The sequence below is a fragment of the Anaeromassilibacillus sp. SJQ-5 genome, assembly GCF_054108045.1.
In genome coordinates, this window is sequence record NZ_JBPJWQ010000001.1 from 2,693,199 (window position 1) to 2,719,785 (window position 26,587).

Genomic DNA, 26,587 nt, shown 5'->3' on the forward strand with positions numbered 1-26,587 from the left:
GTCAATCGATGCTATATATGTAAGATAGCGATGGGCTTCCGCAAGTCAAAACTTCTAAGACTTTCTGAAATAATTGTTTTCAGTCAGGGAGCGGAACTTAGCCATGACTATGTAAAACAAGGCCGCCAAACGAGTCCTATGACTGTTTGGCGGCCTTGCTTAATTTTTTTAGCTTTTCATTGTACATCGAAGGTATGCAGCGTGTGATAGCCGTCGATCACCCGGACACCGTTGGCCAAACGGGCCGCACTCCCCTGTCCGTTTTTGAGATAGAACGTCAGCTTATACCGTCCGGGGGTGGCCGGCAGGGTCATGGTGGCCCCCACCCGATGCCGCAGGATGGTCGCGTCGCTGTACTGCCCGGGAGAACGGCTGTGCCACGCGGCAGGCGTTCCCGCGTCTATCTGGGACACCACCCGGTTGTCTTCGTCCAGAATGGCGAACCCGCTCTGGAGGTTGAAGGCCGCCGAAAAGCCATAATTTTTCAGCGACAGCGAGACATGGGCGGTGCTTCCCGGCGCACCGCTGCTATGAATCGTCACGTCCTGCGCCTCCAGGCGATAGCCGAGGTGCGCCTCGACGAATGCAAACGCATTGCGGGCGATCGGCTGCCGGTTGCGATCGGTAAACCATGCCGGGGATCCCACGATCCCGTTCGAAGCCAGCCAGGCGGGGGTTACCGCGAGATTTTTCCACCGTCCCATCGCCGTCTGGGCCGTCCCTCCCGCGTCCCAATAACCATGGTAGTGGCTGAAGGTGGTGAAGCGATGCTCAGAAAACTGCCGGATCGCCTCGTAGCCGTCGCAGTAGACGTTGTTGGTCTGGTTCCACGTGCTGTAATAGAGCTCCCCGTCCTGCGGCGCGTACGGGGCCTGGGTGACCAGCTGGTTCCACTGGGCGCTGCCGGCGTCCAGACCGCCGGTGCCGTAGCCCCTGTTGGGGATTTTCCCAAAAACCGCGTCGTTGTGAATGCCGATGCGGGAATAGGCGGGGTGGGAGGAAGGCAGGAGATTCTTATAATCCGGCAGGCGCATTTGCAGGTAGGTGCCCGGCGGCAGCAGGGTGCCCACGATCTTGTTTAGCACGGCGGTCTTGTCGATGGCGTAGGATTCGCCGTGCCATTCGCCCCAGGCCCCCACGATTCCCGCCTGCAGAGCATGGATGGTGTCCTTCCACCGGCTGACCACCGGGGCCAGCTGATCCATATGGCGCAGCATGATGGCCTGGGGCGCGTCGGTGGCCGCGTCACCGATGTCCTTCGCGTAGGCAAACCGCAGCAGGGCTTTTTTATTTCTGCTCTTTAACGCGTCCAAAAAGGCTTCGACGGCGTCCAGGCCCGCCTGCGGAATATCCCCGCTGTTGTATCCGCTCAGATACAGATAGACCTGCATCACCGTGGTGGGCCCCTGCCCCGCCAGTTGGTTTTCTATGGCCTGGCCCGCGGCCGCTTTCATCCGGTCGTAGCTGCCGTTTGCCGCCAGCACCTTGACGTCCTGCATTACCTCCGAGCGAAACCCCCTGTCCGGATTAAGCTCCAGAACCTTGTCGTTTTCCGCCGGAAGGGACGGCAGCGTCTTCTGGACGGCGGCCGGTATGATCCGGGTATCGCGGAACAGTGGAGCAGCGGTATTCCGGTTATCAGCCACCAGGCGATCGCCCGTCATCAGGGTGTTAGTCGCCAGCAGAAACGAGCCCACTGTTCCCGCACCCAGGCCCCCGCCGAAATCCCGAAAGCGGAACGTGATTCCCGTGAGCACCGCGTCGGCCATCGGCTGATTGAAGGAGGAGAGCGGAATACGCACCCACCCCTCAAACCCGCCGGGCAGGGTGACAGTCTGATATGCGCCGGTCTGCTGCTGCCAGCTTTCCGTCCCCTTGGCCAGTGTGTAAAATGGCTTGCCAGCTGAGAGGCTGGAGGTGACGGTCGCCCCGCCGCGCGTGATGGGAAGGCTGAAGATAAACGAGGAAGTCCCGGCGGGCGCCGCGGGCATTTTCAAATACAGCATCAGCGCGTCCGCGCCGCTCAAATCCACCTGCCAGTAGGCGCGGTAGGTGACGGCCAGCTTGCTGGACGCGGCGGTGTTGTCCAGCACCGGCTGGGCGGCGGATACCGTGCCGATTTCCAGCATGGGGAAATCGGACAGGTCGTTGAGAGCGTCCACCGGCCGGATAGACAAATCGCCGCGACTCGTACCGCTTCCCGTCTGCATATCGAAAGCGCGATCCGCCGCCAGCTGTCCGCCCAGCTTGTAGCCGCTCAGGAAGGGGAGCTGCAACGCGGTGGATACGCCCCGGATACCGGGAGCGGCCCCGTTGAATATGTCGACGGCCGGCGCGCCGTCCAGCCGCACGGCGTAAGGGACGTCAGCGGTCAATGGGCTGCTGGTGGTCACCATGTACGAGGCGTTCAGGAAGGCTCCCAGTGCCCCGCCGAAATCCCGCACCTGCATTTGGATCTGATACAGCTTGTCGGCTGCTCCCGGTGTATAGGGGGCGGATGTGCTGTCCGACAAACTGGAAAAGGGGATGTACACATAGCCCTGGAACCCGTTTTCGGGCAGCGTGATACAGCCGCTCGTGCTGACCGCCAGCGCCTGCGGCGTCGGGTCTCCCCGCTCTGAAAGGGCGTATACACGCCTGTCCGCGTTTTTCACATGATACCAGGTGTACCCGGAGGCCTTCTGGATGATAAACCAGGGCACGATCTGATTATGCGACGAGGTATCCGGCGCGTCGTCCGGCATTCGCACATAGAACAGGAAGCCCTCGCCGCCCGCAAGCGGCACCGGATTGGCCGTATGATTGAAATAGTAGTTGAAGGATTTGTTGTTGTTGGCCGCGGGCGCGGTCTGCACGGTGTCCGCACCCAGGGCGTACGCCTTGGCGGAAATCAGCCCGGTCGGATTGACCGCCGCTTTTATATGCACCGGCGATTGGTCGGTTCGCAGCAGGCCGTTGTAGGTGACCAGCTGCCAGCCGCTGCCGTCGCCCGCCGTCTGAGAGCTGCGGCCGTCGTGATAGGTGATTCCCGCCGTCTCCACACCTGTGTTTTTCGAAAGGATAACGGCGCCTGCGGCCGCTTTATCGTTGTGCAGCGGCACCGGCATCGAGCGGGCCGTGAAGCCCTGGACGGCATCGGGCGGCGCCGGCGGCTGGCCGGTGAATAGTTCCCGCGCACTCTCCCCCTCAAAGAGGACAAGGGTCGGGCGAGGCGCGTACAGCGGGCTGCCGGTCGTAATCATACAAGAGCCCTGCCGCAGAGGGCCGGAAGCGCCGCCGAAATCCCTCACCTGCATTTGGATTTGGTACAGCTTGTCTCCCGCCTCTGGCGTGTAGAGCGCGCCGCCGGCGTTCGTCAGGCTGGCAAAGGGAATGTACACATAGCCCCGGAAACGGTTGGACGGCATGGTCAAGCAGCGGTTGCCGTCGGGGGCCAGATCGTACAGATTCCCCGCGGCGTCCAGCGCGTAGGAGCGGCGGCGGCTGTCTCCCAGACCGTACCAGGACGCGCTGGATCCTCTCTGCACGACAAACCAGAGAGACAGCTGGTTATGCACCGTCTTGCCGGCGGCGTCGGCGGGCATATCGACATAAAACATGATCCCTTCTCCGCCCGCGAGCGGCACGGCGTTCTGCGTGTGGTTGAAATAATAGCTGAAGGAGGTGGCGCGGTTGGCGTTCTCCGCCGTCTGCTCCGTCGTGGCGTCCAGCGCATACAGGTTGCTCGTCAGCCCCGTCGGGTTGGACGTCACCAGCATGCGCACCGGCGAATTCGCGGTGTGCAGGGCGCGGTTATACGTAACCAGCTGCCAGCCGCTGCCGTCGCCCGCCGTCTGGGAGCTGCGTCCGTCGTGATAGGTGAGATTGCCCTGCTCCACCCCGGCGCTGTTTGACAGAATCACCGTTCCCGCCGCCGCTTTGTCGTTGTTCAGGGGAAGCGGCATCCGCCGCGCCGTGAAGCCGCCGGAATCCTCCGTGTCTGCGGAAATGGCCAGAGGGCCGCAGAAGATGCTCAGGATCAACCAGACTGCCAGACTTACGGAAAGCCATCGTTTCATCTACAAGCTTCCTTTCCCAATGGGGTACATTCAGAACAGCTCGCCGCATATGCGATCGAGCGCGTATTTGCTGACCGGCCCCGGCCGGCGATGGATCCATTCCCCGCCGGTAAAATCGGGGAAGGCGACCGGCGCGCCGCCCAGGGCGACCGATTGCTCGGACAGAACGGTAATCGCCATCCAGGTGGCGGCATCGTATACGTCGATGGGCGGGGCAATCCCCTCTTGAATGCTCTCCACCAGCGCGCACATGCACAGATAATCCATGCCGTCGTGTCCCGCCTCGTGCACCCCCTGCCGCTGGTATTCCACCCATAAGGGATGATCGAACTCGGCCAGATACTGATCGGCGGGTATCCACTCGTCGGCCTCGCCCCGACCGTCCAGATGCAGGCGGCGCCCCTCCTCCATCCAGATCCCCTTGGTGCCCTGCACCAGTCCCCCGCGGGAATACGGACGGGGCAGGCAGGTGTTCAGCGTGCAAAGCACCGTCTCGCCGTTGGCGCACTGTATCATGGTGGTTACCACATCGGCCTGGTTGAACGTTCGCTCCTGCAGGGGGTGATCGGCAGGCAGATGGGCGGCCGCCCAGTTGCGCAGCCCCCGAGATTTGCTCGCCACCGAGGAAAGAGACAAAAACCGGTTCCCGCGGTTGATCCCCAGGTACTGGGCAATAGGGCCGATGCCGTGCGTGGGATAGTTGTCTCCGTTGCGATGCAGGTAGTTGTCGAGGCGATAATGCCGGTTTTCCCGCCCGAGGCAGATCTCCTCCCGCAGGTCATGCAGATAGCCGCAGGCGCAGTGGATAATCTCCCCGAGAACCCCCAGCTTAATCATATGGAGAACCGCCATTTCCTCCCGCCCGTAACAGCAGTTTTCTAACAGCATGCAGGGAACGCCGGTTTCCTCCGACAGGCGAACCAGCTCGAAACATTCAAACAGGCTGGTGGCGCCGCCCACCTCCAGGCCGACGGGAACCCCCGCCTTCAGAGCGGCCCGCGTCACCGGCATATGGGCGGTCCAGTCGCAGGCGACCACTACGCCGTCCAGGCCGCCCGCCGCCAGCATTTCCCGGTAATCGGTATAGACGGCCGGGCGGGCCTGCCCGGCGGCCGCTGCCCGATCGGCTCCCGCCCGCATCCGATCCTCATAGATATCGCAGACAGCCGCTATCCGCACGGCCGGTATGGTCAGCAGCTCCTCCAGCAGCATCATGCCCCGGACCCCCAGTCCGGTGATCGCCATATTGACGGTGTCCTTCCTCATCTCTTCCCACCTCTTTTATTCCAATATCCGCCACTCACCGGGCGGCAAAGAGACCCCCTCGAACACAGTGGGCTGTCCGCTGCGGTTGATAACCAGCCGCACGTTCCCGCTGTACGCCGCCTGGACGACGCCGTTTTCCCGACGATGGCTAAGCATCCGCCGGCCGTCCAGGCGCGCCGCCGTTTCCTCGTACCGTTCAAGCAGGAATATGGCCCGCTCCGCCACCTCGTCGGCGGCGGTATTATACAGAAAGGACAGCGAGGTCTCCCGCAGGGCACGGTTGGAACAGCCGGTCAATTGCCACGCCGGCGCTACGCCGTACTCCAGGCAGTCGAGCAGCGCCTCGTCCCAGTCGTCCACCGTGTTGAGCGGTGTGCCGCACAGGCTGGCGTATCCGTAAAACACCATGCCGTAAAAGGGCACAGACGCGGACATACAGTCGAATCCGGAGGCCCCCGCAGGCAAATCCGTTATCAGATCGGCGCGCAGCGCGGCGTACAGATTGCCTCCCGCCACCGCCACGGGCCGCTTGCCAAAGGCGTCCAGCGCGGCCGCCATATCGGCGGAGGCCTGCTCCCGTTCCATCGGCCGCGCGTCACTGTAATCGCTGTACAGCTCTGCCCCGGCCAGCCCCAAATCGACCCCGAGGCCGTCGCTCAAGCTGTTTTCCAGCGTCCCGGCCCGGCGAAGGACGGTGTCCGCGCGGCTGTACTGCCACCGCCTGCCGTTCTCCTCCATCGCGCCGGTGGAAAGCAGATAGCGCCCGCCCTTGACCGTCACATGGCTGAGGCTTTGTATCGCGTTCCGGCTGCTGCCGAACAGCCGCACCAAATCCTGGCTCCAAAAGACCTGGCCGCCGTCTGGCAAACTGCCGATCAGAACCTCCAGGCCCTTGCGACCGCCCAGGGAGCCGGCCGGTTTCATTTTGTCGGAGGAGGACCGCTCGTATCCCTCGTCGCCGAAGCCGATCAGCTGAACACCCAGCTGGGTCAGGCCCCGTTCCGCAAACCGATCAACCGAAGCGCGCACCTGCGCAAAGGTGGTGGCCGTCACATTTTTCTTGACGGGAAATCCCAAAAATGTGGCTTTCTTCCAGCCGTGACCATAGAATTCCAGCGTCCCGTGCAGAAAAGAGGAAGCGGGTGCGCGGTGCGCCGTTTCATCGAGCAAGTCCCGGTAGCGGCCGGCCAAAGCGCTGTAATCGGCGTTTTCGGGCACCGGATAAAACGCGAGTACACAGTCGTTGGCGCTGCGATTCGGATTCACCACGGGGTATTCGTTGTAGGTCCAGTCCTTGTTGGCGATGACCGCCCGATCCATCTGACGCAGGACAAAGGTAACGCCCGCGTTGGCGCAGTCGGCGTAAACGCCCGTGGGCACCGCGCTCAGGACGGCGGCCGCCGCGTTGCCCTCGATCACCGCCAGCAGCCCCGCGCCCTCTTTCACCATCCCCAGCACCGGGAGAGAGGCGGTTAAAGGCTTTCCCTCCTCATATTGCAGGGAGACGGCGGTATCCCGGCCGTAAACCGTCTGCCGGTAGGGGGCAGCGTCCGGCTTATAGTCGGCGAAGGTCATCAGGGCCCCTGCCCCGTCCGGCAGAAAAAGATAGCCTTCCTCGTCCCGATTGCCGGACAGGAAGTGCGGCAGCACGTCCACCTCGCTGATGCGCGCGCTCCCCCGCTCCTCGATCCCCCCTGCGGGCAGCGCGACCTGCAGGCGATCGCCGGTCAGCGTGTATTGCAGGGTGAGGGAAAAATTCTCCTCGGGCCCGGTAAAATCGTAAACCACCTGGAACCCGTCGGGAATATGGCTGATCTGCACCGTGTCGTTCTCCAGGCACTGGACGGTGTTGACGGTTTTCACCACCTTGTCCTCGTCGTAATACCGCACCACCAATTGCGCCCGCATTTCCTCGATGGCGGCGTCGGTGGTAAACACGTCCAGCTTGGGGGCGATCGGATTGGTCCACCAAGTGTTTCCTGTTTTTTCATCCGCAAGGCAGACCGCCGCGTTCAGGGCGTTCATCCACAGGGAGTACCGGCCCGCACCGGTTTCGGCCTGCACCATGTTTTCGTCCGGCTCGAACGCCCGGGTGGCCGTCTGCCCGTCAGAATCGGGCTGGGCGGGACCCGCCGCGATATGCAGGGCGGTGGCAAAAAGCAGGACAACGACCGCTGTACACGCGCGCCATTTCATGGCCGACACTCCTTTCTTTACCCCCGCGCCGGTTATCCCCGACGGGTTAGTTCCGCGAACACGGTGGACACAAAGCCGGCCATCTGCTGAAAAATGGTGAAGAAAAGCAGCAGCAGAAACACCACTCCCAGCATCAGGAGGATGGTCAGCAGCACACAGACGATGGTGCGGGACACCGTGAATTGTTGTGTAATCATGGTGCCGCAGAACAGCAGCACCAGCATCCACCCCTGGGCGATGGCCAGACCGGTGTTCAGGAATACCGCCTCCGACAGCGTGAACACGCCCGACAGCCCGGTCAGCGGCAGGACGATGACCAGATAGGGAAGGGTAGCGTAGCAGGAGGCTATCCACAGTTCCCGGATGGACCCCTCCCCCTCCAGCAGGGCACTGGTCGTCCAGTTGCACACCGTCCATAGGACGAGCAGGCCGACGGTGGACGCGAGCGTTGTCAGCAGGTTGAAATTCTCCGGCTCGTTGCCGTTGAACAGATAGCCGGTTCCAAAGTAGCGCGCCACCTGGCACGCCAGATACAAAAGGGCCAGACAATTGGCCAGCGGCAGAGAGCCCCGCCCCTCGAATTTCATAGCGCCATAGGTCTGGAGGGGATGCAAAAACTGACGGAACGGCACGAGAAAGCGAGATTTATCAAAGGCTCTGCCGTGGGGTTCGACCAGCTCCCGATACCGGACGCGGTTATAGCTCAGCTGCAGGAATTTGCGCAGGTTGGACATGGGATCCCCTCCTTTCATGCGACATCAGGATTGCAGCCATCGTTTCAAGCGGCGCCAGCCCACAACCAGCCCCGCCAGGACGGCGAGCATGGCGGGCAGCAGCCAGAGTAGGTTGTTCCGGATGAAATCCCGGCGGTATTCCTGCAGGGCGAGCGAATAATAATACCGGTCGTCGCCCTCCCGCAGGTATTCCATCGCCGCCCGGCAGTCGCCATCGGCCAGCAGGGCGCGGCCGATGCTGCGATAGGCGACGGTAAAGTGCGGGTTGGAGGCAAGCACCTCGTTCCACAGCTCCTCCGAGCGGGCATATTCTCCTTGCCGGTAGCCGGCCAGCGCCTCCCGCACCGTGCGGATATATCCGGTGGGCACCATGCGGGTAATGGTGTTTTTATCCCCATCGGCAATAAGATAGGCCTCCCCCTGCTTCTCAAGGGCCGCCGCGCCGCGGAAAAAGCCGCGCTGGTCGCCGGTGCCGCCGAATACCCCGATGGGATTCAGCTCGCTGTCGAACTGCAGCACTTTGCCCCGACGGCTGTCGAGCACGGTCAGGATCCCCTCCGCGTCGACATGCAGGTCGGTCAGCTGGCTGACAATTTTATAGCCCTTGGAGTAGTCGAACTCCTGATCTCCGAAGTTGTTGCGGTTGTATCCGGAGGTAAAAAGAGAGGCGTCGTCGTAGCCGGGATATTTGAGGATGTTCTCTCCCGCCGCATTAAGGCGGCTGACCTGTTTTTCGTTGACCGTGGACGTCACCGTAAACACAAAATCCTCGCTGTCGATAAACAGGTTGGCGTATTCCGTGGAGATTTCCCGCTTGAGGGATTCCCGCTGGGCGTCGGTGAACAGGCTTTTCCACATGGCGGCCAGCACCACGTCGGGCGTCACCTCCACCTTGGCGGCGCCGAAAAAGTTGGCGAATACATCGTCGGTCCCGTATTGCAGCAGACCCAAATAGATACCGGAGGCGGCGACGAACACCGCCCCTGACGCGTTAACAGCCACCTTGGAGGGCTTGAAAACCGCCTCCTCCGACAGGCTGGCGGATTCCGGCTTCCCCAGACGGCGCACCACGCGGTTGTCCGCGTCCACGGCCAGCACCTCGCCGCCGCCCGTGTTGCAGATATACAGCAGGCCGTTGTGATAAAACACGCCCTCGGGCGCGTTCAGCGGCACCGGGCCTTCATCGGTTTCCACCGTTTCCACCACCCGCCGCACGGTGTCGTCCGCAGACAGAACGACCACCCGATCGTTGCCCGTGTCCGCGATGTACAGGGCCTCCTCGCCGTCGACATACAGATCCCCGATCGCATCGAACGAGCCGATCCCCAGCGCGTTCCCGTCGAGAAGGCCGCCGGCCACATAGGTGTCGGGCGCGGCGACCGAGCGGCCCCGCCTGTCGTAATAATATCCCGCCGACGCCTTGAGGCCGGTCATGAAAAACACGGCGGCCGCCAGCAGGCAAACGATACGCTTATACACCGTCTTTCCCCCTTCTCCGGCGAGTAGCCCTAGGTAAGCGATGATGAAATCCAGCGGTTGGATTGGTGCAGGGGATTTCTCCGCCAAGTCGCCGCTGAGCCGTCAGGCGTGATTGGTTCATCGCTTACCTAGGATTTAAGGCCCGAATGGGCCATGGTTTCGATAACGGAACGCTGACAAAAGAGGAACATCACCACCGGCGGCACCATGAGCAGCACGCTGACCGCTGCCGAAACGCCTGCGCGCGACAATCCCGCGCCCCCGATTTGGGCGAGCATGGCGGGCAGCATCTTGAGCTCCTCGCTGTAAATGAACTGCGTGCCGGTCGTACTCCATACGCTGGTGAAGGTGAATATCCCGAGGGTCAGCCAGGCCGGCCGCACCATGGGCAGCACCATGCGGAAAAACAGCGGGATTTCCTTGGCTCCGTCGATGCGGGCCGATTCGAGGATTTCCTCCGGAATGCCCTCGGCGAACTGCGTCATGAGGAACACCCCGAAGGAGGTCGCCAACGCGGGGAGAATCAGGGCGGCGTAGGTATCGATGAGGCGGGTTTTCACCATAAGGATATACTGCGGCACCGCCGTGACCTCGGTGCGAAACAGGATGGCGAACACCACCAGCTGCAAAATCACCTTTTTCCCCGGAAACCTATGCTTCGCCAGCGGATAGGCCGCCATGGAGGCGGCCAGCATGAAGCCGCCGGTGGCCGCCACGGTCACGAACAGGCTGTTGAATGCGTAGCGTTCAAAGGGAACCGGCGCCTGCCCCTGGATGCGGATAAGACCGCGGAAATTATCCAGGGTGGGGCTTGTCACATACAGCCGGGGCGGAAACAGAAACAGCTCGTGAATGGGCTTGAGGGAATTGACCACCGTATAGTAGATGGGCAGCAGCATGAACGCGCCCAGCAGCAACAGGAAAAGAGCCACCAGAAAATTGCCTCCCGCCGAGCGGGAAATGCGCCGTCGGTGCCGCAGCAGTGTTCTCACGGTTATCAACTCCTCTCTGGGGATGCCGTCAATCGTTGGACAGGCTGCGCAGTCCCCGGTTTATCAGGGTCCAAGTGGCGATCATGATGACGAAAAGCACCACCGCCACCGTGCAGGCGTAACCCATTTCCAGGCGTGTATAGCCATAATCCGACATGTGCAGCACGACGGTATGGGTGGAATAGTCGGTGGAGGGATTGCCGGTCAGCACGGAGTTCTGATAGCCCACGGCAAACGAGGTGGAAATGGTCAGCACCGCGCCGATGAGTAGCTGGGGCACCATCTGCGGCAGCGTGATGTACCACAGCTCCTGCCACCGGTTGTGCAGGCCGTCCATCGCCGCCGCCTCATAGAGACTGGTATTAAGCTGCTTGAAGCCCGCCACAAACGAGAGGAAGCCGGCCCCCATGCTCATCCACAGGATGACCGTAATCACCACGATGGAATTGTACTGCGGATCGTTCTGCCACTGGATGGCCTCGGCAATGAAGCCGAAGCGCATGAGAAGACTGTTGAGAATGCCGTAAGCGTCGCCGCTGAAAATATACTGCCACGCCATAAAGACGTTGCCGGCGAGGGCGGGCGCGTAAAATATGAGGGTGAGCGCCGCGCGCATGTTGCGGCCCGTCTCATTGATAAGCCACGCCACGATGAAGCTCAGAAGGTACCCGGCCGGGCCGGTCAGGAGGGCGTAAAACAGCGTGTTGCCCAGCGCCTTGATAAAAATATCGTCGTCGAGCAGCAGGCGGATGTAGTTGTCGACGCCCACCGGCTTCAAAGCGTTGACCATATCGAAGTCGGTAAAGCTGAGCAGTACCGAGGCGACGATAGGAATCACGGTAAAAAAGAGGAAAAGAACGAGCCAGAAGGACAGGAGAAAATAGCTGGCTCCGTATTTCTTGAAAAACCGTTTCAGCCCGGTCATTTCTTCCCCTCCCTCGTCTTAGCCCAGCTGCTTGCGCTTGCGCACAAGCTCCCGATCGATTTCCCGCGCATACCGCCCAATCACGTCCCGCGGCGTTTCGTAATTGTAGACCACCCGGCGGAACGCGTTTAGAATGTTGCGATTGTAATAATAGGACGCGGGCGTCTGCTCGATATCCCACAGTGCCTGCCTCGCGGCGGAAAGGGTCGCCTGCTCGCGATCGGTCCAGCCCAGCTCGGCGGCGGCCGCCACATTGGCCGTGTTGTACCGGGCCGAGGCCCCCAGAAGAATTTCGCTGTCCAGCCCGAAACGCCCCTGCGTTTCGTCACTCGTCCACCAGTCCGCAAAGGCGAACGCCTTGTCGCGCAGGGCGCTGCTCTGCACCACGACGCAGCCGTTGACCACGCAGGATTGGGCACGGTTTAACTCCCCGTTCACCTCGACGCCGGGCACCGGCGCCATTTCCCACAAGCCGCGGATTTCGGGAGCGGCCACCTGCAGCTGGTTATACAGGGTATAGTTGACGATGCCGATGGGCATTTCGCCGGTACGGAACCGGTTGTAAAAGTCGTAGGCGACCGGCGTGGAATGCTTGACAAAGAAATCGGTCCAAGCGGCAAACGCCCCGACAGACACGTCGCTCTCCATGTCGGTGGCCGTCAAATCCGTATTGAACACCCGGCCGCCGCGCTGCAGCAGCAGCATTTCGTACACCCGCTGGTCCTCGGGCACGCCCACGAGCATGTTCCGTTGGCGCAGCACCTGGAGGACGTGATACAGTTCGTCCCAGGTGTCCGGAATATCGAGGCCCAGCTCGTTTAGAATATCCGTCCGGCAGAAGAGCATGAACCACGTCTGCGTTTCCGGCAGAGCGTACAGCCCGCCGTTCCAGCCCGCCGCCACCAAGGCGGAAGGATGAAAGCGCTCCTTTACCGTTTCGATGCCGTCCATCGTCTGAAAATCGGCCAGCGCGCCGCGAACGGCCAGATTGATCACCGTCTGCTCGGGTACGAACAGGGCGACGTCGGGCCCCTTCCCCGACACGATGGCCTGGGTGATGACATCGTTCGTATTCACCAGAGCCAGCTCCACCGGATAAGGAAACTCCTCGGCGCACAGCCGCTGCAGCACCTGCATCTGCTCCCGCCCGGCGGCCGACCCGGTGGTCAGCAGCTCCGAAACGCTGATCCACACCTTCAGCGGGGGGCCGGATGCCTGCACAGCGGTGGACGAGCTGTAGTCCTTGAGGAAGGACTGGAAGAACACCGCGGCGCGATACCCTATCCGCTCGAGGAGGCTGTGTGTCCGGCGGTGGGACGCCTCCTCCACAGGCAGCAGCTCCAGCGTATCCAGCTCCAGAGGCTGGCTGCTCAGATAGGCGCTCTGGTTGGCCACCGCATCAATTTGCGCTTTGTACAGGCTCAGCCTCTGGGCAATGAGATAGGGCTTTTCCAGCAGGCCGTCGAGGGTGCGGACCGCTTCGTCGATGGGGCTCGTCTCGCTTCCTCTCCGGCCTCCCGTCAAGGCTTCGATGCAGCGCGCGCCGGCGCGCAAGGTATCCCGGCACCAGGCGAGATCGTCCAGCAGGGTGGGGATTTCCTTTTCCAGATAGTAGTCGCGATAGGGATCGGGGGTCGTCCCGGTGATGACCAGAATATCGCGGTAGGCCTTGTTCATGCGATCGATCGCCTGATCCAGCGCCGCCAGCGGTTCCACCAGCTGCCCACGCGTCGCCGTCAGGCGCAGGGTGTGCTTTCCCTTGTCCAGATAAATCTGGTAAGGCGACTCCCCACCCGGCGTCAGGGCGGCGAACGACTCGGTATAAGGAAAAACCAGTTCGTCCAGCTCGTCGAACAGGGGTTTGCCGTCTAGGGTGACGCCGCGGCGCACCCCGAGCCCCCGCATGCTGTTCTGCCGGTAGCCGATGGTCAGCTTATAAAAGCCCGGCTGTGCGGCCTCGAATTCCCATTCCAGCCACTGGCCCTCCCGTGAACCGGCTGAAATCAAGCCGAGCAGCGTGCGATCGGCGGCGCTGGGGCTGATATCGGGGGAGCTGTTGTCGAAGGTGGCCGTAAGGCCCGCGGAGGACTTGCGGGACGGCAGCTCCGCTTCCAGATAGATGGGAACCGTCTCCCCCGCCGGCTTATCGGCCTGCTCCTCGGTATAGGCGGCATAGCTGCGGCCGACGGCGGGCACCAGGCGCGCACCGTACAGCTCGATGGATTTGGCCGTCATCGTCAGGGTCAGCGTGTACCGGCCCGCCTCCAGCTTCACCGGCTGTCCGCCTCCGACGAGGGACAGAACAACCGTCTGGCGCTCGAAAAGCTCCTCCTGTCGGGGAACCAGCTCGTTGCCCTTCTCATCCACGGCAAACCGATCTCCCTGCCGCAAATCCTTCCATAGGCGGGGAAGGGTGACCGAGGTGCGGTAGGCCTCCCCGAGAGAGAGAGTCGCCTGCGGATTGACCGTTTTGCCCGTCAGCGCCATGAACTCCAGCTCCAGCCGGTATTCGCCCGTCTGCGGGGCCTCCAGCGTCAGGGTGACAGACTGGCCCTCCGTCAGGGTGAGAGGCGATTCGGCGCTCTCCGCCGCGCGGGCCAGCCCGCCCGGAAGGCTTATGGAAAGCGCAAGCAGGCAGGCCGCCAGCCGTGTTCCGCGTGAAAAGCGCATATCTGCTCACGTTCCTTTCCGTACTCAGCCGACCAGGCCGGTGGTTTCCACGCTGCGCGCAAACGTCTTCTGCACGATGAGAAAGAGCAGGAGCAGCGGCAGGACGCTGGCGATGCAGGCGGCCTGCTCAATCGTGATGATTTTATAGGGATCGAGGGCGTCCTGCGCCAGAATGTGTTGCAGCGAGCTGCGCATGTCGCCCAGCACGCTGGAAACGATCCGCACATCGGGCAGGTAGGTGGAAAGCGTGTAGTAATCGCTCCAGTACCATACCAGCGAGAACAGCGTACAAATACGGATGGGCCCGCCCGCGTTCGGCAGCATGATGCGGAAGTAGGTCGCCGTATAGCCGCAGCCGTCGATCACCGCCGCCTGTTCCAGCTCGTTCGGGACGCCCTTGTAATACTGGCGGAAAATGAAGATGAACAGGCCCGCCCGCAGCCCCTGCCCCAGCGCGGCCATCAGCATCATCACACCCATATTGTTGAGCAGATTGAGATTCGTTGCGTGCCCCGTAATCGCCCGGAACAAGCCGAAAAAGTCGAAGGAGCTGAACAACACATAATTGGGAAGACCCGTCAGCTGAGGAGGAATCAAAATTGTCAGGATGACCACAAGGAACAGCAGCCGGTTTTCGCGGAACTGAAAGCGCGCGAAGCCGTAGCCGGCCAGCGAGCACACGAAGACCGACAGCACGGTGCAGGTGACCGCGAGGATTCCGCTGTTTTTCATCACTTCGGCGAAATTCAGCGGACCGAAAACTGTCTTAAAGTTGTCGAGCGTGTAGTGCTTGGGTATCCACACGACCGACATATCGTACACGTCCCGTCCCTCGCGGATCGACAGACTCAGCATGTAAACCAGCGGATAGAGAATGATAAACGCCATACACAGCAAAAACAAGAAGCGCACGGCGCTCCACGCCGCACCGCCCAGATAGGGCAGGGGCGAGGCGGTGGACGGGAGGCCGGAGTGTCCTTCCGCGGTGCGTTTCATCCTCTCGCCCCCTTCCGACGCGCGCGGGTGAACAGGGTGACAAGCCCCAAAATCACCGCGATGCTGCCCATGATGATAAGAAAGTACGACAGGGCCATGGCGGCCGCGTACGATTTCTGAATGCCCAGCGTCAGGTCGGAAATCCAGCGCATGACGGCGTTGTCATAGCTGACGAAGATATCGATCATGGTGTACACGAAGTTCACTAGTATGTAAGGGACGACGGTGGGAAACACCACCTTGCAGAAGGTGTCCCACCCGGTGGCGCCCTCCACCCGGGCCACGTCGTAATGCGACTCTGGAATAGCCAAAATGCCCGTGAGAAAAATCAGAATCTGCACCCCGCTTTTCCAGACAAGATCCGACACGTTGGACACCATGCCGCCCACGGTGCTGACCAGGCCGTCGGGCATGCCCGAACGCACAAGCGTATCCATCAGCACCGTCGCGTTGAAAATCCCGGCGGAATCCCCCGCGCCGAGCGTGACACCGGCCATGCTGGTGCGGATAACCGTGGCTATCACCCCGGAGGTCACGATGACCGGCAGGAAAAAGATGGCGCGCATGACGCCGCGCCCCCGGAACTTCTGCCCCAGAACAATGGCCACGAACAGGCTGAACAGCAGGATAACCGGAATCTGGTAGAGCATGGAGGTCAGGGAATCCACCAGCCGCCGGGGAAAATTGGTGTCCTCGAGGAACGCGAAACGGAAGTTGTCGAACAGGCCGTCTAACGGCTCGAGCACCATGCCCACGTCCGGCGAAAACTGCAGGTTAGTAAAGGCATACTGCACCACCTGCACCAGCGGCTGAACGAAAAACAGGAGCGCGCCAATCAGCCACGGCAGGACGAACAGGCGGCCGGCCCGCGCCCGCCGGCGGGCGTTGGTAACGGGGCGTTTGCATTTTTGACCCACGGGGATCACCGTCCTTCCTGCTCCGTTCAATATCCGCCGGCTGTCTCTGTCAGCCGCCAACCGTCAGCTTCAGATGGGTCTTGATGATGTTTTCCATGCCGGCAATGGCTTCTTCGGCCGGTTTCGAGTTGCTCGGGGATTCGGTGAGGATTTCGCCCCAAAACTGCCCGCGCAGCTCGTCGCTCCAGCCGGTGAGGCCTTCCAGCTTGGTGGTGATCTTGACGGCGGACTTGAAGTAGTCGTCAAAAATTTTCTTATGTTCGTCCGATACGCTGCGGCGGCGCTGTTCCAGCACGGAGGCGTTGCCGTTGGCCTCGCCGTCGATGGCGCGGCGGTGGTTGTAATAAATCCATGCCACGCCGGCCAGCGGGTTGCGGGCCTTGTTGGGCACAAAATTGGCTGTCATCAGCGCGGGCGCGTAAGCCTTCGAATTCTTGTCCATTTTCGGGAACGGCACCACGCCGATGTTGTCCTTCATGGAGGCGTAGTAGTCGTGGTCGCCGATAAGGTTCTGGGGCCGCTCCGCCACCATGGCCGCCTTGCCGTTACCGAATTCGGTGAAACCCCGCACCCGGTAATCAAACGAACCATCCATATACAGATCGCGCAGGAAGTTCATACCCCGGGCGGTAGCCGGATTCTGCAAATCCGACACATAGGTGCGGTTCTGCTCCTTGAGGATGTTTCCTCCGCTGGCCAGCACAAAAACCGGGAAATACCAGGTCGCAAAGCCCTGCGTCTTGACCGTGCCGCCCTCCACAATGGTCATGGCCTTGGCCACCTTGCGGAAGGTTTCGAAGGTCCAGTTGCCTTTGAGATAATACTCGGTATAGGGATCGGGCTGCTTCTGTGCTTTGAAAAGGGCCTTGTTGTAGTAGATCATAAACCCGTTGTATTCGTACAGCGGGATGCCGTAATAGTTAGTTCCGATCTTGAACTGGCTCATGTCGTCCAGATTCCAGGTGGGAGATTTCAGATCGAGGTATTTGTTGAGCGGCTGCGCCAGATTGCCGTAGCACCAGTTGAGGGAGGTCGCATCGGTCATGCTGGCCACGTCGGGGGGATTCCCCGCCTGCACCATGCTGGCAAGCTGCGACTGGAAACTGGCCCAGCCCATGACCTTCTGCTCCACCTTCACGCCGTATTTTGCTTCATATTCGGCGATGATCTGGGGCTCGTATGGGTTGGACTGGCTGGTCACGATGTTCAGGGTGCCCTTGAGATTCTTGAACTTGGCGTTCTGCACGTCCTCCTTGATTTCGATCGGCTTCGGAGGCGCCGTGGTACCGGCCTTTTTTGTCGTCTGCCCCTTGGTAGTGCCGGCCGGCCGGATGATCCCCGGCTTCGAGGTGGTGCTTGTGTCCGCGCCGCCGGTGGCCTCCCCGCTCGCATCGGTGTCGGCGCTCGCATCGGTGCCGCTGCCGGCCGTGGCGGCGGTGGTGGCGCCGCTGCTACCCTCCGGCTTCTGCGGTTCCTTGTGACAGCCCGCCGGCCCGATCAGCAGCAGACCACTGAGCAGCAGCGCCGCCAAACGCTTTGCTTTTGACATGTCCCTCATCCTTTCCGTACAGCAATTAGGCCACGGATACCGATTCTAATACGTGATAGCCGTTGATGGTTTTCATCTGGTTGCCAAAGTGAACGAAACGCCCGTTGGTGCTCTTGGCATAAAAAGCGATATGATAGTTCCCGGCCTTTTTCGGCAGGGTCAGCTGGGCGCCGACCTCGTGGGTCAGGCGGGTTTTGTCGGAAAAACCGAGGAAACCGCCGCTGTTGCGCTCGGCCGCGGCGCCCGGCGCGCGGGAATGCCAGGAGGCGGGGGTCCCCGCCTTGACCGACGTCAGCACCTTCCCCGTGTCGTCGATGACGGCAAAGCCGCTTTCGATATTAAACGCCGCCGAAAAGCCATAATTGGTCAGATGCACGGACAGGCTGACCTTGCCGTTCGTTTTCAGCTCGCCGGCAGCCGAGAATTTCTGCAGCTCCAGCTTGTAGCCGAGATAATCCCGCATATATTCGAAGGCGCTGCGGGAAACAGCCTTGCCGTCCTTTTCAAACCAGCCCGGCGCATAGAAGAGGCCCATCCCGTCCAGCTCAGTCTTGGTGACCGGGCGCTGCTTCCATTTTTCCATGGAATACGCGTACGGCCCGTTGCCGGAACCATGATCGGTCTCCCGATAGGAATGCCTCAGGCTGAAGGAGGTCATGCGCTGCTCCGCCATCAGCCCGATGACGTTCCAACGCTTGATCTCATCCTTCGTGCCGCTTTCAAAGGCGTTGACCGGGGTGCCGCCGCTGCTGATCTGTCCGCCCCAGAACATCTCCCCGTCCACCGGCGCGTTCGCGGCCTCCCGGGTGATCTGCTTATACTGCTCCTTGCCCGGACTGAGCTCCTTGTTCCAGGGATGGTACACGCCGAACACCGCGTCATCATGAAAGCTGATGCGCTTATACAGCGGGTCGGCGGCGGGAATGAGGTTCTTGTACTGCGGCAGGCGGATTTGGGCGAACACCCCCGCCGGGACGGTTTGCAGCACCTTGCGCACCAAGGCCGCCTCGTCGATGGCGTAGTCGCCGCTGTCGCTGTAGCTGTGCCACTCGCCCCACGCCCCGATCATGCCGACCTGCACCACGTGCAGAATGTCCTTGTTCTTCTCAAGCAGGGGCTTCAGCTGGTCGAGGTGGCTGTTCATCACCGATTGCCGCGCTTCTCCCTTGGCGCCGGGGCGGACCGTACCGCCGTTCTGCTGGTCGTACTGATAGGCAAACCGCAGCAGCAGCTTGATGTTCCACTTGCGGGCCTGATCGAAGAATTCCTGCATGCGGGTGATCGCGGAGGCGGGCAGCGTGGGTGTGTCGGCATACCCGCTCAGATAAAAGTACGCCTGGGCCAGCTGGGGGGAGTCCTCCAGGTAAAAGTCGCGCTGGTCGCGCAAATCGTCAATGGCGTTGGGCTGACTGTTAGGCGTGGCGCCGTCAACCGACAGACGGGTTTCCAGCCTCAAGCCGCGATCGGGATTTTCCAGCAGCCTTTGGTCGATTCCAGCGTCGCCGGCCTTCAGCGTCCGCTGCTTGATGTCCAGCCTGCCCGGCACATAAGCGGAGGGGCGGGTGGGGCCGCCGACTCCGGCCGTTGTGCTGCCGGAGCCTGTCGCGGCGCTTCCCCCCACCGACTTGCCGGTTGTCTGACCCGGCTCCCCAGAGCTGTCCGCGCCGCCCGGGCCGGAATTCGTCGATTCCATCGTGAATCCTCCTCCCGTACTGGCGGTTTCCCCCGACACGACACCGGGCTGCGACACCAGGCCGCTGGTCGCGGGCTTCGGCGAGCAACCAACCAGCCCGACGAACAGCGAACACAAACAAAGGGCGGCCAAGCTTCGTTTCATATCCATGTTCCTTTCCGTACCCTTCCGGTAGCAGCGGCGCTTAAGATCTCCGGCGCCGGCGGCTGACGAGTATCAGCCCGAGCGAGCCGGACAGCATGGCGACAGGCAGCAGAACCCTGGCGGCGACGCCGGTGCCGGGGTTCGGATTCGGCTCGGGCCGGTCGGGATTATGCGGGTTATCCGGGTTGTTCGGATCGTCCGGGTTATCCGGATTGTCCTCGACATCCGCCGTCTGGAAAAACAGGTTCGGATACGTGCCGGTGATGCCGCCTTCCTCGTCCAGCACGTGCACAACCGCAAAATACCAAGTCAGCGGATCCAGCCCGCCCATGGTGGCGGATGTCCCGTCCAACGTCTTGTCGCTGATGAGTTTGTATTTGATTCCGGCGCTCGTGCCGACCGACTGGTAAATCTCTACCCGGTACGCCGCCGCGTCCTCGTGGGCATCCCACGACATGGTGATGCTGTGAGCGGTGATGTCCTCGTAGGCCGGTTCGTGGATGAATTTGTCGAGGATGGTGGCGGCGGGCAGCTCATCGAGCAGCTTATCCTCTTCGAATCCGCCGCCGCCCTCCAGATCCGCAATGGTCGCCTCGCGGTTTTCGCTCAGATACCAGGTATCGGCCCCGTTGTAGGAGAACAGCCTATTGTTCTCTCCCATGTCGATGACCGACCAGATGTTGTCGATGACCACCGGCCCGGTTTCGCCGCCGAGACCCGAGAAAATAAAGGTGGTGTCGAGCAGACGGCGGTTGGCCATATCCTTGACGATGGGATTCGTCTTGAACTGATCGAGCGGCGCAAGCACATACCCCTCGGTGTTGACCGGCAGCCGGACATGGCCGGCGTCAGTCTCCAGCGTCTGCCATTCGCCGGAGCCTTTTTCCAGGAAGTACACCCGATTCCAGTCGCCCGTGTTCGTCCACAGCTCGACCCCTGCGGCGTTCACCGTGTGCAGATTGAAAAACACCTTGGTCGTGAACGGATCGTCCGGTTCGGCGGGGTGCGCGTCAGGCGTCTGAATATAGAACATAAAGGCCTGCATGTTGTCGATGTAGGTGTTCGCCGGATAATAGGTTTCATAATACACGTTTTCGAGAATACCGCCCGGCGTCTCCCAGAAACCGCGAACCTGTGGTGCATCAATCTGGAGGGCGGGGCCGCCCGTCAGGCCGGAGGGACTGTCCACGAAGGTGGCGGTGATGTTGTCGGGATCCACGACGTTATACAGCTTCTGCAGGCCGCGGGCGCGGGCGTCCTCACCCTTTTCAAAGCCCTTGAAGCCGAGGAGCGTTTCGCCCTTCATGGCGGCGGCGAACAGCTTTTGCTGATCCTCGTCCGGCTTCCGGCCGTTCACGAGGAACCGGGCGTCCTTGCCGTCTATCCGGGCCGTCAGGCCGCCGGTCTCCTGCACGATGCCGTAGACCGCGCCGAGCCGCAACGAACCGAACGCATCGCCGCCCACATTGCCGCAGCGGAACTCCAGCGCTTGAAGCGCGCCCGACGCGGCGATATCGCCGCGCTTGCCCGCCGGCAGATCGCTGAACAGCAGCTTGACATACCCTTCGAATCCGGCGGGCAGACCGGCCAGTCCGTTGGAAGGCACCGTCAGCGGCACCCAGTTCTGGGTTTCGCTGTCGAGATAAGAGAGAACCGCGCCGGCCCAGTCGATGGTTTTGCCGGTATCCAGACGGAGCGAAATACTGACCCGGCTCTCCCGCTCGCCATCTTTATGCTTCGGGGTCTTGAGGTAGAGAAGCAGGCCCTGCTGCTGGGAAATATCCCTGCCGGCAGGCATGGAAACGCTATAGCTCTTGTCGCTGCCCTTGGCGGTTTCCGCTCCAAGAACCAGCGTGTTTTTTCCATCCAGCGCCCGGCTTCCGGACGCCAGGGTCGCCGTCATGTCGCCGTCGGTGGCGGTGACGGCCGGGAGGCTGCCGAAATCCTGCAGCATGGTCAAATCCATGGCCGGCTTGTTCGCAGCCAAATCCACCGGGACCACCTCAAGGCCGTCTACGGCCGACTGCAGCGCTTTGCGGGCATCGTTCACCTGCGCCTGCGTGGCCGCACGGTCGTTCAGCACCCGATGGGCTTCGCCGAACGCCGCCTCGTAAACCGCCCAGGTCTCGTCGGAATACCGCCCCTGTCCCATGGTCATATACTTCTGGTATAAGGCGCGCAGGTCGTCCTTGTCTACTGTGCCGGCTACGGTCATGTCGATGATGCGTTCGTATTCGGGCAGCCATTGGCCGGAGGCGAAATCCCGGACGCGCAGGCGGATAAAGCCGTCGTACACGCTGACATAGTGCGCCAGGGTGAGGCTGGGATTGCCCCGGCCGTTGTGCTCCATGCTCGGCAGGTCGATGAACACGCCCTTGCCGTCGTTGATTATGTCGGAGAAGCCGACGCCGTTGTGCGTATGGCCTGAGAAGTATACCACCTGCGGGTATTTGGCGATAATGGCCTTCAGCGCATCGCTGGCCGCCCCGACCGTGTTGGTCTCCACGTCGGTCAACGGATGCGTGCCCTTCAGCGCCTGATGCATCTGGACAAAAATGGGCTGGCCAGGCTTGGCCGCAGCAATGGCCTTGAGCTGATTTTCAAACCAGATAAGCTGCTTCTGGGACACGGTGGCCATATCCTTGTCGGCGTTTTCGGTGTTGAGCGTGATGAAATCATAGCCGCCGATTTCCCGATGGTAATACACGTCGGTATACGACGTGCCCAGATAGGTGTTGAGCCCGTCGAGATACCATTTTTTAGCGTTGGCCCACCGCTGCTCCATGCTGGCCGTGCTCGACAGAGGCCCACGCGCGTCGTGGTTGCCGAGCGCGGAGAGCACCAGGGTCCCCTCGGGCGTGTTTTTCTTCAGCGCGTTCCAATAGGCGTCGAACTCCGCCTGGCTGCCGTTTTCCGTCATATCCCCGGATACCAGCACCGCTTTCGCGTCGGGCAGGGCCGTTTTGACATCCCCGAGGAACTGGTTGAACCGGTCGAGATTCGCCCCGGTTTCGCGCAGATGCGGATCACTGCCCGCCGCGAAGGAGAAGAGCGGACGCGGTCCCTCCATAAAGGTGTTGTACCGGCTGTCGAACGCGTTCAGCAGGGCCTGCTTTTCCGCGATGGTTTTGCCGTCCATCTCTTCCTCAAGGGTATCGAGCGCCTGGATTATCGCATCCAAGTCGGCCTGCTTATAAAAATAGTTGTCGACGGTGATTTTGGCCAGATTCTCCCGATAGCTCCGAATCTTCAGCCGAATCTGCACATCGGATTGCAGCGCGGCGATCTCCTCCGCCGACAGAGCGCGGCGGTATACCTGCACCTCGTCGACGTTGGCGTCATCCAGTCCGTATTTGCCCGACACATTGTCCCGGCCGATAGTGAAGGTGCCTCCGGGCAGGTCGCCCGCCAGCGTGGAAACATCGGTGGAGAAGATGGCGCGGCCGTCGAGATAGAGAACCGCCTCGCCCTGCCTGTCAACCGTAAACGCCACATGGTGCCAGGCCCGGTCGAGTATGCCGGTGCCGCCGCCGTTCGCCGGCACGTAGCGGGTGGTGCCCCCGGCGCAGATATTGGCGATGAGTCCGCGGGTGGTGTCCACCTGTACGGTGAACCCGTTGCCGGACGCGTCCTTATTGGTAAAGAGGACGCCCTGCACCGGCGTGGCCTGATTGGCCTTGTACCATCCGCTCACCGTGAAGCTGCCGCCGCCGAGATTCAGCTCGCTGCCGGTGAAATCCACCCAGTTGACCGCGGGCTTGCCCCACAGATGCCCGGCAGATGTGCGGTTATGCAGGAACAGGCCCTGGCCGCTGATGCCTTCGATGTATTCCACGCCGTCGCCACCGGCCCTGCCGTCGTACCCGTTGCCGCTGTCGTCGTTCAAATTACCGTCGAAGCCCACCGACAGGACCGGCGCCTTATACTGCTGATAGTCCATAATGGCTTTGTATTCGGCCGTGACCTCCGTGGCCGACAGCGCCTTGCGCCACACCTTGATTTCGTCCACGTCGCCCTTGTCAAGTCCGCCCTTGCCTTTGGTATCGCGGCCAAGCTGGAAAAGGCCGTTGTCAAGAGCTCCCTCCAGAGCGCTGGCGGCTTTCGTGCTGACCGGCTGTCCATCCAGATACAGCACGGCGTTGCCCTCTCGGCTGACGCTGAGCACCACCTGGTGCCAATTCGCGTCGTTCAGTGAGGCGATGCCCTGCCCCTGTCCGGGCAGATCGAGCCGGGTTTTGCCGTCCGCGATATTGGCGTTCAGGCCGCTGTCCCGGGCAACCAGTGAAAAGCCTTTGGATATGCCGCTGTCAAACCAGTCCTTGTTGGAGATCAGGACGCCCGACGCGGGCTTGGTCTTTCCGGCTCTATACCACAGGGAGACAGAAAAATCCTCTTCTCCGAACCGCAGATTATCCGGCGTGCCGAAATTGACGTACTGCGCGGCCTGCCCGCCCCAGGAAACGCCCGTGTTGTCAATATGGACGGCCTTGCCCTTGATGCCCTCTACATAGGTGACTCCATCGGAGGCGGCGCCGTGATTGCCGAAGCCGCTCTTATCCTGCGCGGTGGCATCGTCGAAATCGAGATGCAAAACCGGATCGTAGATGGTGGACGAGGAGGGATTGAGCGAGCCGTGCTCCGCGGTGTGCACCCCGGCGACTGTGGCCGCGTCGGTGTTCAGGAATCCGGCGTAAATCACAAGATACGTCGCGCCGAGAACCGCGCTTCCGTTCGCCCCGCCGACATCCTGCAGGCCGTACTGAACGCGCGAAATGGTATCCATGGCTAACTCTTTATAATTGTTGGATCCATCGGCGTTTTCCATCTTACGGAACGGCAGGTAGACATAGCCCTCGAATCCCGACGGCATACAGAGGTAACTGCCGTCGTTCATGGCCAGACCGATCCACTTTTTCTGCCGGATATCGTACGCCTTATAGGAGGTGTCCCAGGAAAACATCCGGGCGATGACGTCCTGGCCCCCGGCCGTACCGTGAACCCGCACATGAAGATTAACCGCCTCGCCGCCCGCCTTGTTCACCTCGCGGATGTAGACCATCAGGCCGCTCGCCGCCTGTTTGGCCGCGGCGGTCACGTTGACCGGCACGTCGACATAGGGGATCCCGCTCGCGGTTTCGCCGCTGCCCGCCTTGAGAGCGTTGCCCGAAGCGATATCGCCCAACCCCCGCACCACCTCGAGCGAGCCCGTCGGCGCGCCGTCCACGGTCATCTGGCCGTAATCGGCGCCGGGCTGCTCGTCGGCGTAATCCTCCAGCACGGCGAGATGCAGAACGGCCTGTGGATTATACAGCGTTGTCGGATTGGCTTCGTCGCCGGCCAGCGTCACGGCGTTACTGGCGAAATCCCCCGGCTGGCGCACCAGATAGAGATTATCGATGGTGACCGGACCCTTCGCCGGCCCGACATTGTGCGCGCCGATTTCTATGGAGGTAATATCGTCCAGCGTATAGGCGGTTTTAGCCGGGCCGCCGTCCTTCTGCAGCTGGCTGAACGGCAGATACACGTACCCCTCGAATTCATCGGGCAGCTGCACCAGCGGGTTATTGTTGGTGGTCGAACCCGAGTCCTGCCAGGCGTTTTGCTGGGTGTTGTACAGCTTGAAGGCCGTCCCCGGGAAGGGTACGGCTGTCGCCGTCGCGCCGTCCTTGGTGCCCTTTACACGGACATACATATTGATGCGACTGCCGTGCTGAATGTTGCGGATATACACCATCAGACCGGTGCTTTCAGCCTGAGCGTCCTCCGATACGCCGATCGGTATGCTGACATATGGATAGGGCCAGCCGGTCTGTTCCGGCGAGCTGATGCGCAGGGCGTTGCCCCCGCCGACCGAGCCGATGCCGGGCACAATCGAACCCGTGGCCTTGCCCGCGTCGGACACCGACCAAGAGGATCCGATTGCTTTGGATTGGAAGTTTTCCAGCACCTCTAGATAGAGGCCCTCTACATCGGCCTTAATTAAGGAAACGGACTCGGTCGCGCCGTCCAGCGTGACATTCGTGCTCGTACTGGACGCATTGGCGGTCACCGCCCAAATTCCGCCCAGCAGGAAAGTGCCGTTAGCGCCGCCGATATCCTGAATATTGAGCTTCAGGCTGGTCAGGCTCTCGATGCCCGACCCGTTGGTCAGCTTGGCCAGCGGCAGGCGGATATATCCATGGAAATTCCCCGGAACGCGCAGCGACTGCGCGTCGTCGGTTTCCGGCAGGCTGCCCCAGGTGCCGCTGTCCAGGCTGAGGCAATCGTATTTTGTCCAGCCTTTGGGGGTGACCGTGACTGTCTGACCGCCGGCCTTCGTCCCGGTGAGGGCAAACCTCACCTTTTTAACGGCGTCCACCGTCAGTCCCTTGACATACAGCAGCAGCGCATCGGCCCCAGCCAACGTCGTTCCCGGCGCGAAATTCATCGTATAACCGGCCCAGCCCTCGGTGCCGGTCCAGCCGACGACGGCGTCGCTGCGCATGACCAGAGCGTTGCCGCCCAGGGCGCCTGGGCTCTCGGCGGCCGCGACTGTCCCTTTGTTTACGCCGTCCACCGTCAGGCTGCCGACCTCGCCGCCGGGGACAAGCCCGGTGAAATCCTCCAAAACGCGCAGCGTCATAGCGGCATTGTCCGCCGCTGCCTGAAGGATAAGGGGCACGCTGTTCAGCAACAGGGCCAGCGTCGCCAGCAAGGCGAGAAACCGCGGATACCTTTTCATCTTGGTCATCTTAACACCCTCCTTAATCGGTCAAGGTTGTATGAACTTCCATCGGCTTGCTTCTGAACTGTAAAGGGAGCCGCCGCTGTCGGAAACATGGAATTATTTCGAGGCGCTGCCGCTCTATCCTACCGAGTCATATCGCTTCCTTATAAACAAGCGAATCGTGCCAATAATAATGCAGATCTATTATCAATGCCTCATATCTATAATTTTTCTTTTCTTCACTTTGGTTTTTGTGCAATAG

13 protein-coding genes are annotated in these 26,587 nt (G+C 61.5%); all 13 read right to left on the reverse strand.

All coding sequences use genetic code 11. The annotated features are described in order from the left end of the window. Nucleotides 1–176: 176 nt before the first annotated feature. Nucleotides 177–4,058, reverse strand: coding sequence for a DUF4874 domain-containing protein (locus ACSAMM_RS11545; RefSeq protein WP_457791523.1), 3,882 nt, complete (start codon nucleotides 4,056–4,058; stop codon nucleotides 177–179). A 30-nt stretch (nucleotides 4,059–4,088) separates the two neighbouring features. After that, complete coding sequence (locus ACSAMM_RS11550) at nucleotides 4,089–5,303, reverse strand: Gfo/Idh/MocA family protein (RefSeq protein WP_457791524.1); 1,215 nt, start codon at nucleotides 5,301–5,303, stop codon at nucleotides 4,089–4,091. 36 nt (nucleotides 5,304–5,339) lie between these two features. Further along, complete coding sequence (locus ACSAMM_RS11555) at nucleotides 5,340–7,520, reverse strand: DUF5696 domain-containing protein (protein WP_457791525.1); 2,181 nt, start codon at nucleotides 7,518–7,520, stop codon at nucleotides 5,340–5,342. A gap of 32 nt (nucleotides 7,521–7,552) precedes the next feature. Beyond that, nucleotides 7,553–8,254: a Yip1 family protein gene (locus ACSAMM_RS11560; protein ID WP_457791526.1), complete on the reverse strand. Its 702-nt coding sequence runs from the start codon at nucleotides 8,252–8,254 to the stop codon at nucleotides 7,553–7,555. Between the two features lie 24 nt (nucleotides 8,255–8,278). Next, nucleotides 8,279–9,733 (reverse strand): hypothetical protein, encoded by a 1,455-nt coding sequence (locus ACSAMM_RS11565; protein ID WP_457791528.1) that lies wholly within the window; start codon nucleotides 9,731–9,733, stop codon nucleotides 8,279–8,281. Nucleotides 9,734–9,861: 128 nt separating this feature from the next. After that, nucleotides 9,862–10,725 carry a carbohydrate ABC transporter permease gene (locus tag ACSAMM_RS11570; RefSeq protein ID WP_457791529.1) on the reverse strand — a complete coding sequence of 288 codons (864 nt, stop codon included), beginning with the start codon at nucleotides 10,723–10,725 and terminating at the stop codon, nucleotides 9,862–9,864. A gap of 28 nt (nucleotides 10,726–10,753) precedes the next feature. Then, entirely contained in the window at nucleotides 10,754–11,650 is an 897-nt protein-coding gene (locus ACSAMM_RS11575; protein WP_178725597.1) for an ABC transporter permease subunit, read from the reverse strand. 18 nt (nucleotides 11,651–11,668) lie between these two features. Beyond that, the gene (locus ACSAMM_RS11580) at nucleotides 11,669–14,320 is read right to left on the reverse strand and encodes an extracellular solute-binding protein (protein ID WP_178725599.1); all 2,652 of its coding nucleotides are present in this window, start codon (nucleotides 14,318–14,320) and stop codon (nucleotides 11,669–11,671) included. A 24-nt stretch (nucleotides 14,321–14,344) separates the two neighbouring features. Next, nucleotides 14,345–15,316, reverse strand: a complete 972-nt coding sequence (locus ACSAMM_RS11585) for an ABC transporter permease subunit (RefSeq protein WP_178725601.1) — start codon at nucleotides 15,314–15,316, stop codon at nucleotides 14,345–14,347. Next, the gene (locus tag ACSAMM_RS11590; protein WP_178725605.1) at nucleotides 15,313–16,233 is read right to left on the reverse strand and encodes an ABC transporter permease subunit; all 921 of its coding nucleotides are present in this window, start codon (nucleotides 16,231–16,233) and stop codon (nucleotides 15,313–15,315) included. Before ACSAMM_RS11590 ends, ACSAMM_RS11585 begins: the two co-directional genes overlap by 4 nt. Before the next feature lie 49 nt (nucleotides 16,234–16,282). Next, nucleotides 16,283–17,782 (reverse strand): ABC transporter substrate-binding protein, encoded by a 1,500-nt coding sequence (locus ACSAMM_RS11595; RefSeq protein WP_457791531.1) that lies wholly within the window; start codon nucleotides 17,780–17,782, stop codon nucleotides 16,283–16,285. A 25-nt stretch (nucleotides 17,783–17,807) separates the two neighbouring features. Next, a complete protein-coding gene (locus tag ACSAMM_RS11600) occupies nucleotides 17,808–19,619 on the reverse strand; it encodes a DUF4874 domain-containing protein (RefSeq protein ID WP_457791532.1) in 1,812 nt (603 codons plus the stop codon). A gap of 40 nt (nucleotides 19,620–19,659) precedes the next feature. Then, nucleotides 19,660–26,349, reverse strand: coding sequence for a LamG-like jellyroll fold domain-containing protein (locus ACSAMM_RS11605; protein ID WP_457791533.1), 6,690 nt, complete (start codon nucleotides 26,347–26,349; stop codon nucleotides 19,660–19,662). Nucleotides 26,350–26,587: the final 238 nt, after the last annotated feature.